Here is a 16,312-nt window from a genome sequence, read left to right as displayed (position 1 = left end):
ATTTTGTATTTGCAAGCCCCTGATCGACAAACTCTGACTTTGACCAAGATACAATCTCAACCGGTTGGGGAATTGGATCTGGATCATCTTCTTTACTACAACCCAGGATGGTCAGTAAAAAAACACCCAGCAAATAAAATTTATTGATTTTAACTAGTTTCATTATCTTTTTATTTCAAAGAAAATAAGAAAAAATTTAATCTGCAAATTCGTGGTTTTTATTTACAAATACTTATATTTGTATTTCAAAATAATTTATTTGTGATTTATAATCAACAACAAATTTGAAATAAGGAGTTTTTCCTCTTAGCTGACCAAAGTTGCAGTTGATTAAATTTCACAACAAAACTTCAAGTAGGTTAAAAATTAATTAAAACTAAATTGAATCATGAAAGTTAATTTTTTCGATTACCAAATTTATTCTGACGATTTAGACAGAATCTCTTTATCAAAAAAGGTAGTTATAAATACTATCAACCAATATTCGTTTTGTGTTGCGGAAGAAGATGAAGAATTTAAAAATTCACTGTTAAATTCAGATTTTCTAATTCCAGACGGCGAAGGAATAGTTTTGATGAGTTCTTTTTTGTTTAATAACAGGGTAAAGAAAATTTCAGGGTTTGATTTACATAAACACCTACTTGAAAAGAGTAACAAAGAGAAATTAAAATGTTTTTACCTGGGATCAACTAATGCTGTATTAGAAAAAATCACTAAAAATCTTGAATATGAATATCCAGATATTGTAGTTGAAACTTATTCTCCTCCTTTTAAAAGTCAACTTTCTGAACAAGACAATGAAGTCATAGCTGATAAAATCAATTCATTTAATCCAGACATAGTATTTGTAGGCATGACTGCCCCAAAACAAGAAAAGTGGGTAAATCAAAATAAACATAAATTGAATACAAAACTAATTTGCTCAATAGGGGCTGTTTTTGACTTTTATGCAGGAACTGTAAAAAGACCATCAAAAATACTCATTAGTCTCAAACTTGAATGGTTTGGAAGACTTTTAAGTAACCCAAAAAGATTATGGAAAAGGTATATCTATTACGGACCGATTTTTATTTACACTTGTGTGAATCAGTATTTTAAAATGAAATTCCTGAAAGTTTTTAAAACAAATCCTGTTTAAAAGCAATAAATCTGATGAAAAAACTACTACAAAAGGAGATTGAAAACTAATCAATCTCCTGGCAAATTTCAACAAGGACCCCATTTGTACTTTTAGGATGTAGAAAAACTACTAGTTTATTGTCTGCTCCCTTTTTTGGTGAATCATTCAGAATTTGAAAACCTTCTTTTTTTAACCTATCCATTTCTAAATAGATATCTTCTACATCGAAAGCAATGTGATGAACACCTTCAGGTTTTTTATCCAAATACTTTGCTATTGGGCTGTCAGTTCTGGTAGCTTCCAACAATTCAATTTTGGTATTTCCAATCATAAAAAAAGATGTCTTTACACCCTCACCCTCAACGATTTCCTCCTTATAATTCTCTTTACCTAACAATTTTACGAATAATTCATTTGAGCTTTTAAGATCTTTTACTGCTATTCCAATATGCTCTATTTTTCTCATTGTTTTGATTTTTTATATTTGTAAATGAATTATTTCAAAATTACGTATGTTTAATTAATGCTGCTAAATGAATTGAAAAAAATCATATGATTATAGTTACTGATAAGGCAAAGCAAAGAATCCTTGACTTGAAGAAAGAAGAAGGGAGACAGGAAAATGACAATATTAGGGTCTCTGTCAAAGGAGGTGGCTGTTCCGGATTAATGTATAATCTTGATTTTGATGCCAATATTACCGAAACAGACCATGTCTTTGAAGATAAGGGCATTAAAATTCTAGTAGACAGAAAAAGTTTACTTTACCTTGCGGGTACCGTCCTTGAGTTCTCTGACGGTTTAAACGGAAAAGGGTTCCAGTTTGTAAATCCCAATGCATCCAGAACCTGCGGTTGTGGAGAAAGCTTTTCAGTTTAAAAAAGTTGTACTGGATTACTCAAAATTCAACCGGTCTTTCAACCGGTTGAATTTTTTATAAGTTATTTTAATAGTATTGCAGAGAAAATAAACCCTTACGATGACAGATCAAATTAAGAAAATTCAGCTCAATGACTTACATGTAGCTTTGGGAGGAAAGATGGTACCCTTTGCCGGCTTTAACATGCCGGTAAGATATACTTCAGATATTGAAGAACATCAAACAGTGAGAGAAGGTGTGGGTGTATTTGATGTATCCCATATGGGTGAATTTATGGTAAATGGACCAAAAGCCCTGGAATTGATTCAGAAATTAACATCAAATGATGCCTCAAAACTCGTCAACGGTCAAGCACAATATTCTTGTTTTCCCAATGATAAAGGCGGTATAGTTGATGATTTAATTGTTTACAAGTTCGAAGATGAAAAATACATGCTGGTGGTAAATGCTTCCAATATTGAAAAAGATTGGGCTTGGATCAATAAACACAATACCATGGGAGCTAAATTGGAGAATATTTCAGACTCTATTTCCCTCTTTGCTGTGCAGGGGCCTAAAGCCATTGAGGCAGTGCAGGCTTTGACTCCGGTAAACCTATCTGATATTAAATTTTATCATTTTGTGGTCGGAGAATTTGCCGGAATTCCGGATGTTATCATCTCTGGAACGGGTTATACCGGTGCAGGAGGTTTTGAAATCTATGTAAAAAATGAAGAGGCTGAAAAGGTATGGAATGCAATTTTTGAAGCTGGAAAAGACTTCAACATCAGACCAATTGGTTTGGGTGCAAGAGATACACTAAGACTTGAAATGGGCTATTGTCTTTATGGAAATGACATCAATGACGAAACTTCGCCACTTGAAGCTGGATTAGGATGGATCACCAAATTTACCAAAGATTTTATCAACAGCGATAACCTTAAAAAACAAAAGGAAGAAGGAGTAAACAAAAAGCTGGTGGGATTTATTTTGGAGGAAAAGGGAATTCCTAGAGCTCATTACCCTATTATCAACAAAGAAGGACAAACCATTGGAGAAGTTACTTCTGGAACGATGTCACCCTCTATGGGAATAGGTATTGGGCTCGGTTATGTCAAATCAGAATACAGTCAACCCGGAACAGAAATATTTATTACAGTTAGAAATAAAAATCTAAAGTCCAAGGTCGAAAAATTACCTCTTCTTAAAAAATAAAGAGGCTGTATCATTAGTCGAATGGAAGCTTTGATGTTTGGCTATATGAAATTTGATTCTGATACCTACCCAAATAAAAAAGAGGCTGTCTCACTAATGGAGACAGCCTCTTTTTTATCTTAAACCTAATTAATATGCATTTTCGTTCTTAAAAAGAATGTCTTTTATTGTCATAAAAATTATCAAAATATCAAAACCGAAACTCCATTTTTCAATATAAAACAAGTCAAGCTTAAGTCTTGATTCCATATCATAATCAACCCTTATTTCACCTCTAAAACCCTTAGCTTGTGCCAAGCCAGTAATACCGGGCTTCACCAAATGTCTGAAATTATAATTACCATATCTCCTCCCAAAATCACGGTTCATCTCTACTGCATGAGGCCGAGGTCCAACAATTGACATGTCTCCAATTAAAACATTGATTAATTGGGGAAGTTCATCAATGCTTGTTCTTCTGAGAAATGCTCCTATTTTAGTAACTCTTGGATCGTCCTTCCTAGCTTGTTCAAAATTAGCTCCAGGATCATAAGTCATAGTTCTAAATTTCAAACATAAAAATTTATCATTGTATTGCCCATCTCTTAGTTGTCTGTAAAAAACAGGCCCTTTAGAATCCAGCTTAATTAAAATCCCAATCAGAGGAAAAAGCCAAACCCCAACGAATATTAAGAAAATACTTGAGATAAAAATATCCATAATTCTTTTGGCCAAAACCTGAGAACTATCTAAAAGACTATCAGAATACTTTCTAAAAACAATTCCAGTTCTAGGGCTTCTTTCTGTGATGCTGGAAGGATTTGATAAAAGGGTTTCCATAACAATAATAATTTAAAATTAGATGAAATCAAGACAAACTGATCATGTTAAAGTTTTGCTTATGATTTCATAGACCAAAAATAACATTAATAATTTTTCCAACAAATATTAAAAGCATTTTTTTTTATTTGAAATACATTAATCTAATTAAAAGTCGAATAAAAATCGGTCAATTTCATTAAAGATAAAATTTCAAAATGTCCACTTGAAGAAATAAAAAAAGCAAATATCAAAATCCGGCATATTTTTTGTTAATACTATTCAATCCTTATATCCATTTGAATATCATATCAATAGCAAAAAATAAGCCCTATGTTAAAGTTCAAATTTATCGGAAATCCTAAAAAAAAACCCTTAGATTATCCTTTAATCAATGCATTACCAATTCATGCAATTTTTTCCAAAGGTTTAGAAAAATATTTTGTATTAATGCTTACTACTCTTAAATTAATGAATAGAGGGTTCTGCAGAATCAACAATTTTGTCAATACAAAATCAAAAAATTACTTTCTAAATTTTTAAAAAGAGATTAGAAGGGTTTAAAAATCAATTTTCCGATAATGAAATCAATAATAAAAATAAAATATTTATTGACTTTAGCATTAGCAAGTCTATTTTTTAATATACTAAATGCAGCTACCTATCATTTTTCCACTACAGATGGTGATGACAACAGAACAACAGTACAAGCCCAAAACCCAAATACCCCATGGAAAAGTATTGAAAAATTAAACTCAATCTTCCCTTTGTTGCAACCTGGAGACCAGGTGCTTTTCAAAAGCGGGGATGTATTTTATGGGGAAATTAGGATAACAAGATCAGGAACCAGTGGATCCCCAATTGTTTTTGGTAGTTATGGAAGTGGAAACAAACCTTTAATTACAGGCCTTGTCCGCACCACAGATTGGGTAAGCGTAGGATCCAATTTATTTGAAACGAGATTACCGGTAGCGCAGAGCAGCTTAAATGTTGTCATTATTGATGGCGTAATCAGAGCGATGGGAAGATTTCCAAATCCTGATGCAAACAACAAAGGTTACCTAACAATTAATTCTGTTACTCAGGGAACTGTTTCAAGTACTGAATTGAATTCCCCAACAAACTTGAATGGTGGAGAAGTTGTCATACGAAAAAACAATTGGATTATAGATAGACATCCCATTACTAATCATTCGGGAAGCACTATTACCTACAATACAGCAGGAAGCAGTTACAGCCCTGCTGTTGGATTTGGATTTTTTATTCAAAACCACCCCGGAACACTTGACCAACACGGTGAATGGTTTTATAACGTTGGAGAAAACAGGCTTAGGATTTTTTATGATAAAGGCTCACCTAATAATAAAGTCGAAATTTCTCAAGTAACCGATTTAATTACTTTACAAAACAACATTAGCAATATCACATTTCGAAATTTGAATCTTTCTGGAGCCAACAGGAACATAATCTCTATCCAAAACTCCACCAACATTATATTTGAAAACTGCGTTTTAGAAAATGTAGGGGAATTTGCAGTCCGAAGTGTAGGCTCTAATAATTTGACCATTGATAAAACAATTATTCAAAACGTCCACAATGGAGGTGTTTTTCAGCAATGGAATGATACAAAATTGAAAATCTCCAATAGCACCTTTCATAACATCTTCATTTTCCCAGGGATGGGAAGAAATGGTGATCTTCAAGGGATGGGGATTTACATGAGTGAAACCGCAGGTGATGGTCTGATAGAAAATAACATTTTTACCAATTGTGGTTACATCCCAATTAATTTCAACGGTAATAACACTGTTGTTAAAAATAATTATATTGATACTTTCAACACCGTCAAGGATGATGGAGCTGGAATTTATACATACACAGGCAGAAGTAATACCAATTACACAAATAGAAAGGTAATAAATAACATTGTCATCAATGGTATAGGTGCCAGAGAAGGAACAAGGCCTTATGGCCCAAACGATCCACCTTATGTCGAGGGTATTTATATGGATGACAACGCCTCAGGTGTTGAAATTTCAGGAAATACAATAGCAAATATTGCAAGCTCAGGGATTTTTATTCACAATGCCAGAAATATTACCATTACTAAAAACAATATTTATAATACTGCATATTCACTTAAATTCTCCCATGATAATTTGGGAGATCCCATTCGAAACATCTCGGTAACAGGCAACTCATTTTTACAAAGGAGTGAAGCCCAACTCCATGTCACTGCTGTATCAAGACTTAATGACATTAATCAATTTGGAACATTTGACAACAATGTTTACAGCAAACCGGTAAATGAAAAAAACAATTTTATAATTTCTACTCCTCAGGGAAGAAGATCCCTTGATCTTACAGATTGGCAAAACGATTTTGGTTTTGATAAAAACTCAAAAAGAAGCCCCATTTCCTTTCCTGAACCAAAAATATTAGAAATAAAAGGGGAGAATAAAATTAATAATGGGAACTTCGGTACCAATCAAAACAATTCCAGCTGTTGGTCAAGTGCAGGTGGATGTAATACCTCTATTATAGATAATTCTTCACTTGATGGAAGGGCACTGAGAGTTGATAAACCCAATCCAAGTATATTGATGATCAATGTTGGCTCTATTGAAAAAGGAAAATCATATAGGTTTAAATTTTCGATAATTGGAAATAACGGTTCATCATTAAATGCTTATATAAGAGAGAATCAAACTCCTTGGTCCCGAATCTCAAACGAGAGATCAATATCAATAACCAATCAAAGGCAGGAAATTGAATTTGTATTCAATGCTACCGAGACAAGGAATAACGCTGTAGTAATTTTGGAATCCAGGGCAAATGGAACATTTTATCAATTAGATAATTTGGTATTGGAAGAAGTAACAATTGAGGCAATAAAAATTGACGATTTCCTGTTTTTTGATTACAATAGAAATAGTTCTCCCAAATCCATCAGCCTTCCCGGAAATTATGTTGATTTAAATGGGACTGAAGTAGGAAGTAGTGTTTCAATCCCTGGCTTTTACTCTGTCATGCTATTAAAAAAAAACGGTGAAGCCCCTCAAGTAACTTTAAGCCCTTCGGTAAAAATTATAAATCCCAGTCCTAATGCTACTTTTACTACTACTGCCAGCATTACTGTTAATATTGAAGCTTCCAGTCCTAATGGAAAAATCGAAAAGGTTGAATTGTTCAGAAACTCTGTTTTAGCATTGAGTTCTTCCGGAAGTCCATCTATTTATAGTTTTACGATTGGAAATCTACAAGTTGGCACCCTGGAATTAAAGGCTAGGGCTACTGATGAAAAAGGAATAGTTGGTGAATCGGCGATTGTCAGAGTAAATATTGTTAAGCCAAACATTCTCCCCAATGTTCAAATAATAAATCCCACAAATGGGGATAGCTTTGAGAAAGGAAAAATGATACTTATTGAAGCTGTAACTTCAGACGAAGATGGAGAAGTTACCCAAGTGGACTTTTTTTGGGGAAATAACCTCATAGGAACAGTAAATCAGGCACCATTCGTGACCTCCTTTACTCCTCAGAATGTGGGGAATTTTTTCCTTTCAGCTGTAGCTTATGATGACAAAGGAGATTCCAACAAATCGAACACAATTTCGATAACAGTTAATGATGAAACTACTCTCCCAAAAATATTCTTTGTTAGCCCAGAAAATGACCAGGAATTCGCAGAAGGATCAAACATTCTTATTTCAGTCGCATTTGACGGCAGTGATGAATTAATCGATAGAATTGAATATTATAATGGAAGTGAATTAATCGGCAGTTCCAATTCAAAACCTTTTTCATTTGATTGGAAGAATGTTTCTCCGGGTGTTTACAGCATAAAAGCAAGAGCCATAGGTAAAGACCCTAATAAAACCAATGAATCAGAAACCATCCAAATCAGGGTGATTGCTGAGGGACAGAATACCTTTAGAATAGTTTCTCCGGAAAGAAATTCAGTATTACCAGCTGGTTTTGATTTACCAATAAAAGTCCACCTCCCTACAAGTTCAAAAAGTATAAGGACTATTGAATATTATAGGGGCAACACATTAATCGGCCGCGTAAATACTGCACCCTATATTTTCATCTGGAAAAATATTCCTCAAGGAGAATTCAATTTAGTAGCACGTATTATATATGATGACAATACTGCTCTTTTAAGTAATATCTTAAGAGTAAATATTGTAAATAACAGAATCCCCTCTGTTAGAGTGAATTATGACATCCTTGAAACCAATTCAGAAAATAAAAAACCGGATGTTTCCTTTACAGTTGATTATGAAAACGTAGCCACAATTGTTGAAAAGGTTGAATTTTTTGCAAATGGAAAATCAATTGGTCTATCTCTAACGGAACCTTTTGATTTTCTTTGGGAAGGCGTCGAACCAGGTTCTTATTCTGTAAAAGTTGTGATTACTGATAAATTTGGAATAGAATATACATCAGCTATTGAGTCGATAATAATTAAAAACTTATCTGATGACAAAGAAGGATTTTCACTAAAAATTGGCCCGAACCCTACAAGTAATCAGTTGAGCCTGTTCTTTCTTAATTCCAAATCAGATAATTATTATGAGATAAAGATCATTTCTATGAATGGCCAGATCATGAAGGAATTTAGCGAAAATAGTATTGATGCAACAATTACAATGGATGTTTCTTTTTTAATAAGAGGGACTTACATTGTTCAAGTAACTGATGGTTTTAGATTTTTGGTCTCTGAGAAATTTATTAAAAACTAAGATAAAAAGTTGAGTTAGAATATGTCCATATACTAATCATAATCCCCTTATTATGCTTATTTGTTTCTCTTTAAATTATTTCGCATCCATTTTTTGACTTTGTCCAAATTGAAAAACAGTTTACCTGTGTTTTTAATTACTTTAATTAGGTTATCAAAAGCAACTTTTGATATCAGGATAAATGAATGCTTAATATTTAGGGGAAAATAGTAAATGTCCCCACAAAAAATAAACTGCTCTGTAAAATATTCCTTGTGTTTACCTTCCCCTATACAAAGGTCATATTTATTAACAAAATCAGAATTCATGGCAAATTCTATGGTTTTGTATTGTAATACCGTGCCAGGCGAATACTCAGAATAGTTTGAATCATAACCTGTGTAATAGTAAATCATGACACCTCCATCATATATGGGGTTAAGGTTATAGGCAACAGGTTTATCTTCAACAAATAAAATAAACCCTAATATTTTCCCTTCTCTTGCTCTTTCCAAGTATTCATTAATATACAAATCAGAATATTTGAGTCCTTGATTTAAAAATTGAAATTGGAATGATTTATCAGAAATTTCTTTTGCAAGGGGGAGAAATTCCAAGATTTCTTCAGGCGACTTATACACCTTAAAATATTCCGTATGGGTGCAGGAACTGCTAACTTTTTTTATTTTTCTTTTTAATGTAGACCTGGTTTTTGATTGGAATGTCTGAAGATATTCTTCTGGACTAATATTACAATCCAAAAAATAATGTTTATACTGATTGGGAGTGTAACAGATGTAACCATTCTTAAAAGAAAGAACAGGCAATTTTTGTGAAATAGGATAAGAAATATATAACAGTATTTTCCTGTTCTCCTTTCCATTTATGTCAATTATTGGTTCATAAGCCGCAGAGATAGGTTTGGTTTGAAAAATATCAATATTGCACCAATAGCCTTTAAAGTTCAAGTTACGCAATGCAACTTCACCAAAATTAAAGCTCAAATTAATATTGTCATCAAGTATATCGTAAATAGCAGGTATATGCATAATGTTTCAATAATAAATCCTGATAAAGATACATTTTGCATATTTGTACACAAAAAGCACCTATTAAATTAAATAATCTAGTTGTTAGCCTCTCGATAAGCTTCTTTAATTTTAGGATTGATAAAATTCAATCTTCCATCAACATAATTAGTTCACTAATAAAGTCTTTATCTTCCCAAGTATCAACCAATTTAGAAAAGTCAGCTGTAAAAGAAGGATGAACCATGATTTCAACATTTTTGCCCCTTAAGTTGTTTTTTCGAATGACAAAGGCATTTATTGTTTTAAAATAATCAGAAAATGCAAGTCCGTTTGATTTCAAGAGATTATTAATAAATTTTCTATAATAATATTTTACATAATTCCCTTCTGAATAGGTCTGGGCCATTCTCATTTTAATATTTCTCTTTTTGGCAATTTTGAAAAATACAGAAAACAAAAAAGGAATGGTATGAATATGATGATGAGAATTTAAATGACATAAATTAATACCACTATCAATAATTTTATCCAATTGAAGATTTATTTCATCAGTAATTTTTTCAAGGATCCCCCTATTCAAAATTTTAGGATTCCAATAATTATTTTTATTCCAGGTCCCATCATGATTCAACAATAAATCAACATCAAATTTACCCATTGGATACCCTTCAGTCAAATTAATATGTGCACCAATAGTAGACAGCCTGTTTTCTTTGATATACTTAATCGCTGAATCGGTCCCCTCTTCATTTGCCATCAATGAAGCACTGGTAATTAGCTCATTTTTAAAACAAAAGATTATACCCTCATTGACTAATTCTGATTTCCCAAAATCATCAGCATTAATAATAAGATTTGGATGACACCTTAAAAATTCTTTTACTTCTTGGATTTGATCTGTTATTACCATCTCAATACCGTCCTAAATAAAATATGAGAGGTCTGGTTTTTTGCCCAAAATAGCTATTTTGGGTTTGCACCAAAAAACATAAACCTCCCATGAGTAATATTACATTGTTTTCTCAGATTATTAAAAAAATCGAGCGTTCAATTTTCAAGAAACTGGTTGAAGAGAAGCAAACGGACAAGGGCTGCAAAGGCTTTGACAGCTGGACGCATTTGGTTTCCATGCTTTTTTGCCATTTTGCCAAAAGTACTTCTGTAAGGGATATTTCAAACGGCCTGCGTTCGGCCACGGGGAACCTCAACCATCTGGGGATTGCCAAGGCACCATCCAAGTCCAGTATCAGTTATCAGAACAAGCGCAGGGACTCTGACCTGTTCAAGGAGCTGTATTACGGGCTTCTGAAGCATTTAGGACAGCAGGCGTCCCTGAGCAGGGTAAAACTACGGATCAAGGCTCCCGTCTATCTGCTCGACTCCACGGTGGTAAGTCTTTGCCTTTCGATGTTTGACTGGGCAACCTTCAGGACCAAAAAGGGTGCTGTAAAGATGCATACGCTTCTGGACTATGACGGGAAACTCCCTGTTTATGTGAATATTACAGAAGGAAGTATGGCAGACAATAAAGGCGCTTATGATATTCCTTTGGAGAAAGGATCCGTTATAGTGGCGGACCGCTATTACAATGACTTTCCGATGCTCAACATTTGGGACAGCAAGGGGGTCTTTTTCGTCATAAGGCACAAGGATAACCTTAAGTTCAGCACAATCAATGAACGTCGACTCCCTGAAAATACTGCACAGGAAGTACTGATAGACGAAGAAATTGAACTGGTAAACCCGCAGTCAAAAGTGAAGTACCCCGGAAAACTCAGAAGAGTGGCTGTATGGGACGAAAAAAACCGACAGACCGTCGAACTGATTACCAATAACTTCAAATGGTCAGCAAAGACAATCGGTGATCTTTACCGGTGCCGATGGGAGATTGAGATCTTCTTCAGGGACATCAAGCAGTTACTCCATATCAAAACCTTTATCGGAACATCGAAAAATGCCGTGATGATCCAGATATGGACCGCGCTGATCACCATTCTGCTCCTAAAAGTGATGAAGGCAACCGCTAAATTCGGATGGCATCTGTCCAATCTGGTTGCATTTATCAGACTGAACATATTCGTTAAAATAGAGCTGCAAAAGTGGCTGGACAAACCCTTTGAAGACCATGAAAAACCTCCTCAAAAAAGCCAACAGGGGGTTCTATTTCCGGATTACAGATAAAATCACAATAGAAATTGCAGAAACACAGCTAAACATCTGTCTTGTAAATTATTTAGGACAGCATTGTTACCATCTAAACAATTTTTAATGAACAATTAATGATTAATAGAGCAGGAACTTTATATTAAGATTTAGGTTGTAGTATAGTCATTTAAGGCTAAACATTTTCATTAAACCTAAAATGGAAAATTAGTCTCAATTCATTGTTAATTAAGTTGATTAAACCAATAAAATTTTTTGATTCATTTACTTTTCATTTTACAAACCGATTTAATAGACTAAATTTGACTTCATTCATACAATTACAAAATTATTAAATGAAAACCCGTATGAACCCTAAATTCAATAAGTTTGATTATTTTTTAACCTTCATTTTTCTCCTCATAACTTCAAAAGGCACTTTCATCACTCAATCAAACATCATTTGGGGTATTTTCCTTCTAGTGCTCATATCATACAGTTTTTACATGAAGAGGGTATTCAAAGAAGACTTACTGGTTTTTTTCTACTTTATGGTGGGATATTTATTATTAATATTTGTCAGAAACTACACCATTAATTTTCTCCCTTTCAGCTCTTTAATCAGCGATATAATTTTTCTTTTTAAATTTATTTTGCTCAGTTATGCATTTTGCCTGGCATTGAAAGAAAACCTATTTTATCAATTTTCAACAGTTGTCTATCATTTAACTCTCATTTCCTTAGTTTTTTATTCAGTTCAATTACTTGGTGGAGGAAATTTTTTGTTTTCCCTTGGAAGAACTGTCATGGGGGTTCTGCCTCCTATTAATGATATTACAGATACTTATTCAAATATTATTGTTTTCACTTATGATCGGATACATTCAATTAGAAATTCCGGCTTTGCATGGGAACCAGGAGCATTTGGATGTTTTTTGGTTTTTGCTATCTACTTTCACCTTCTTCAAAACGATTTCAAATTAGATAAAAGATTTTTTATCTTATCTATTGCATTAGCAACAACCCTTTCTACAACTGCTTTTGTGAGTTATGCGGTGTTAAGCCTCTTTATTTACAGACAAAAGGGAGGGTCTTGGAATATGGGACTTGTTGCATTATTCACAATAATGGCCTTGGCATTTATCTACTTACCATTTCTAGGTGATAAAATAACCCAAACATACAAAGAGGATTTAGAGAAACTAGAAGATTTTGAGTCAATTAAATTCGATCTTCAGTACTATCTTGAAAACGGAGGAGAAGTTAAAATGAATAGGTTCTCCAGCGCAGTTTTTACATACCGGCATTTAAAGGAAAAACTGATTTTAGGAGTCGGCAATACTTATGGCGATATCCCAAGTACTGTTTATGAAGTTCCAATTTCTAACTTCAACCTATCAAACAGTATTTTTGATTTCATGGCTAGATTTGGCCTTGTCGGATTGTTATTTTTACTTTTTCAAGTAGGAAGATTGGCATTCATAAAATTTGGAAGTTATGAGGCATCTTTCTATCAAATTGTAATCTTTCTCGGTTTAGGTTTTGGTGAACCCATCTTTGCCCTTCCTTTGGGACTGATTTTCATCTTCATCCCCTATTTATGTGTTGGTTTTGAAGAAGAAGATGATGAAGAACAAGAAATTGGCGCTTAGGTTCAAATTATTTTTTGAGTTAAAATTTAGAAAGGGGACTATGACACAAACTGTGTAAGTTGGTTTCACTACTTACGAAGTTAAAGTTAAACCTCGAAATTCTCTGTGTGATTTAGAAGAAATCGCACAGGGAATTTGAGGAACCCGCGGTAGGCGCCCCCCGGTCTGTGTGTGGACAATTTCTTACCTTTATAACACACAGATTACAAAAATGAAAAAAGAAGATCTCCTAAATGATGACTTCCTCAAGCAGTTCAGGACTGCCGGGGAGCTTAATTCCTTCCTTCAACAGCTTCAGAAAAGAGCCGTTGAGAAAATGCTTGAAGGCGAGCTGGATGCCCATCTTGGCTATGAAAAGCATCAGAATTCCGATAATCCCAATTCAAGGAACGGCTATTCCACCAAAACAATAAAAAACACATTTGGGGAAGCTGAAATCAAAGTTCCAAGAGACAGGGAGGGTAGCTTTGAGCCTGCTCTCGTGCCCAAACGCAGAAGCATGGCGGAGGGCGTTGAAAACGTGATCATATCCATGTATGCCAAGGGAATGTCAAACCAGGACATCGAAGAGCAGATCCGCGAGCTTTATGACATCAATGTATCCACTTCCACCATCTCAAGGGTTACCGGTGCCGTAGCGGAGGATATTGTTGCATGGAGAAACAGGCCGCTTGACCCTGTATACCTGATCGTTTGGATGGACGGTATATCCTTCAAAGTCAGGGAGAACTCCAAAGTGGTCAACAAGACCGTTTACATTGCCGTTGGCCTCAGAACTAACGGCCTTAACCCAGATTGCAGCTATCCGCCTGTAAGTAGCTGTAATTTGGGTATTTCTGTTTTTTTGAGTTCAAGTTTGTGTACTACGGATTTTCTTTTTGTAAACGGTTGGTATTTGGCCTGAAGAATATCGTAAATTTCTTTTAGGTTTTTGTTTGGAACTGTACACTTGCGTGTGGTAATGATTTTGTCATAGGTGTTTTTCCCTGATGTAGTGATGACCTTTTGTGTGTTGCCTATTCTTACTATTTCACCCCAGCAGCTTTTTATTCCATTCTGTTTGAGCTGGTACCTCACTGTATTGACTATCCAATATGCAAGGATTCCCAGATGTAGATGCGCCATGGTGGCATCATCATTTTTATGGTAAATCGGTCTAAGGTCCAAGTCGGTTTTGAGGGTGCGGAAAGCATTTTCTATTTCCCTGATAGTGTTATAGATATTCCAGATGATGTACTCCTCCTGCACGTTCAGGTTTGTCCGTAAAAAATAGATACCCAGATTATCAGCTTTTGCCTGCTCCCGTTCCGGGTTTTTCTTCCATGACATTGCTGTCGCCTGTTCTGTTTTAGGGTCACTTTCAACAGTGATCTCATAATAATACTGGACTGATGGATACTTTTCTTTGGCCCTCCCGATGCGCTGGTGGACTTTATCGGTTTTTTTGACCCCTCCCTTGCTGTTGAGAGCATGGTGTATTTTTTGCAGTTCCTGTTCAAACCTTTCTTCGAACTGTAGCTTCATGCCTTCCTCTTTCTTCTCTTTGGAAGGGCTTTTGACTTCTAAATAATAGTCTGTGTTTTTTTCTGTGGACACTGCTCTGAGTCTGATGTTCTGCTTTGATTTTGTTTCCAGCAGAGTTGTAAGCCTGTCGGGCACATAGCTATAATCCTTGAGTTTTGTCCTGCTTACACAGAGGTAGCTGTATCCTTTGCTCTGGATAAGATGCAGGTTTTCTTCGGTGGCTATGCCTGCATCGAGTACCACTACCGCAGGTCCTGTACAGGTGTGGACGGAAAGCTTTTCAATCATTGCGGCAAGTGTGTTGCAGTCTGCTATGTTTCCTTCCAGGATAGAGGAGTACTTGATAAACCCTTCCACATTCACTACCAGTGCCAGCACAACAAGTTTCGCATCTTTTCTTTTTTCCTTACTCCTCCCGTATTGTGCCAGCTTACTGTTCGGTTTTTCTCCCTCAAAGTAGGTGTTGGTCAGGTCATAAAGGATGATCTTATCCTGTAGATCAAAGAGTTCATTGGTACGTTTGGAAAGGTGCTTTTCGAGTGAATCTTTGACTTTGTATAGCTCAAGCGCACTTTTGTACAGCTTGTCCTTGGTTATTTTATCCATATCATAGCCCGTAAGCTCACAGACTGCCGAGTTTTCCTTTATCCAACGGACAGTTTTGAGTTCGGAAGCGGGGTATACCGCACGGGATACAACCTGTGTGGCTGCAAGACTTGCATCTTCGGCGCTGAATCCCGCCGAAAGTAATAAAGGTGTAAGCTGCAGCTTCTCCCATGTCTGGAAAGCAATATTCTCAGCTCCTATTTCTCTGGCATTACTGTGCTGGATGGTATCCATATCCACCATCCGTGACAGCTGCTGTTCCGACTTGATATCCAGCTTCTTGGAAGATACGATCCGATTCCAGAAGTCTTCAACATAGCGTCTGACGATTGGATCTTCCTCCAGGTCAAAAAGAGAAGCCTTGTGCTCATACTTCTCGGTAAGGTGTTTCTGTATTTTGTTGAGCTGCTCGGGTGCGGCATCCTCCATGAAACCTATATTCAGGATAGTGCGATGACACACTCTGTTGTCCGCATTACGGTAACTTTCCACCAGCCGGTAATACCCACTCAGTCTTCCCGTGTCGGGATGTTTACGTAAAGAGAACTTGAAATACATGGTGTAAAGTACTGGTATTGAACCCCAAGATGCAATACCCCTTGTGTACTACAAACCGAAAAATGGCCTTATACAGCCCG

Annotated in this window: 11 protein-coding genes and 1 pseudogene; 7 read left to right on the top strand and 5 right to left on the bottom strand. The window is 35.3% G+C overall.

Annotation, left to right across the window (positions count from 1 at the left end; genetic code table 11):
- Positions 1–388 precede the first annotated feature (388 nt).
- Complete coding sequence (locus tag BC751_RS12560; protein WP_130275840.1) at positions 389–1,138, top strand: WecB/TagA/CpsF family glycosyltransferase; 750 nt, start codon at positions 389–391, stop codon at positions 1,136–1,138.
- Between the two features lie 46 nt (positions 1,139–1,184).
- Here BC751_RS12560 and mce read toward each other — a convergent pair whose 3' ends face one another.
- Positions 1,185–1,586, bottom strand: a complete 402-nt coding sequence (gene mce, locus BC751_RS12555) for a methylmalonyl-CoA epimerase (RefSeq protein ID WP_130275839.1) — start codon at positions 1,584–1,586, stop codon at positions 1,185–1,187.
- 86 nt (positions 1,587–1,672) lie between these two features.
- Here mce and BC751_RS12550 point away from each other — a divergent pair, with 86 nt between their 5' ends.
- Together BC751_RS12550 and gcvT are read left to right on the top strand one after the other, a co-directional pair.
- Positions 1,673–1,999: a HesB/IscA family protein gene (locus BC751_RS12550; protein ID WP_130275838.1), complete on the top strand. Its 327-nt coding sequence runs from the start codon at positions 1,673–1,675 to the stop codon at positions 1,997–1,999.
- 100 nt (positions 2,000–2,099) lie between these two features.
- The gene (gene gcvT, locus BC751_RS12545; RefSeq protein ID WP_130275837.1) at positions 2,100–3,194 is read left to right on the top strand and encodes a glycine cleavage system aminomethyltransferase GcvT; all 1,095 of its coding nucleotides are present in this window, start codon (positions 2,100–2,102) and stop codon (positions 3,192–3,194) included.
- A 129-nt stretch (positions 3,195–3,323) separates the two neighbouring features.
- On the opposite strand, the gene BC751_RS12540 is transcribed toward gcvT, so the two are convergent.
- Positions 3,324–4,013 (bottom strand): sugar transferase, encoded by a 690-nt coding sequence (locus BC751_RS12540; protein ID WP_130275836.1) that lies wholly within the window; start codon positions 4,011–4,013, stop codon positions 3,324–3,326.
- Positions 4,014–4,573: 560 nt separating this feature from the next.
- Between BC751_RS12540 and BC751_RS12535 the strand changes: the two genes are divergently transcribed.
- A complete protein-coding gene (locus BC751_RS12535) occupies positions 4,574–8,740 on the top strand; it encodes an Ig-like domain-containing protein (RefSeq protein ID WP_130275835.1) in 4,167 nt (1,388 codons plus the stop codon).
- Between the two features lie 56 nt (positions 8,741–8,796).
- On the opposite strand, the gene BC751_RS12530 is transcribed toward BC751_RS12535, so the two are convergent.
- The gene (locus tag BC751_RS12530) at positions 8,797–9,768 is read right to left on the bottom strand and encodes a GNAT family N-acetyltransferase (protein ID WP_130275834.1); all 972 of its coding nucleotides are present in this window, start codon (positions 9,766–9,768) and stop codon (positions 8,797–8,799) included.
- Positions 9,769–9,895: 127 nt separating this feature from the next.
- On the bottom strand, positions 9,896–10,660 hold the full coding sequence (locus BC751_RS12525; RefSeq protein ID WP_130275833.1) for a ChbG/HpnK family deacetylase: 765 nt from the start codon (positions 10,658–10,660) through the stop codon (positions 9,896–9,898).
- A gap of 89 nt (positions 10,661–10,749) precedes the next feature.
- Here BC751_RS12525 and BC751_RS12520 point away from each other — a divergent pair, with 89 nt between their 5' ends.
- The 3 genes and pseudogenes from BC751_RS12520 to BC751_RS12510 form a co-directional block, all read left to right on the top strand.
- A complete protein-coding gene (locus BC751_RS12520; protein WP_130273808.1) occupies positions 10,750–11,931 on the top strand; it encodes an IS4 family transposase in 1,182 nt (393 codons plus the stop codon).
- Positions 11,932–12,398: 467 nt separating this feature from the next.
- Positions 12,399–13,544, top strand: a complete 1,146-nt coding sequence (locus BC751_RS12515) for an O-antigen ligase family protein (protein WP_130275832.1) — start codon at positions 12,399–12,401, stop codon at positions 13,542–13,544.
- 211 nt (positions 13,545–13,755) lie between these two features.
- Positions 13,756–14,328 (top strand): annotated as a pseudogene (locus BC751_RS12510) (IS256 family transposase); the annotation flags it as partial.
- Positions 14,329–14,345: 17 nt separating this feature from the next.
- Here BC751_RS12510 and BC751_RS12505 read toward each other — a convergent pair.
- Positions 14,346–16,232, bottom strand: coding sequence for an IS1634 family transposase (locus BC751_RS12505; protein WP_242617464.1), 1,887 nt, complete (start codon positions 16,230–16,232; stop codon positions 14,346–14,348).
- Positions 16,233–16,312 lie beyond the last annotated feature (80 nt).

Source organism: Cecembia calidifontis (genome assembly GCF_004216715.1).
In the GTDB taxonomy this organism is placed as follows: Bacteria; Bacteroidota; Bacteroidia; order Cytophagales; family Cyclobacteriaceae; genus Cecembia_A; species Cecembia_A calidifontis.
Note: the sequence above shows the minus strand (reverse complement) of the source record. Positions and strands in the feature narration are given on the sequence as shown.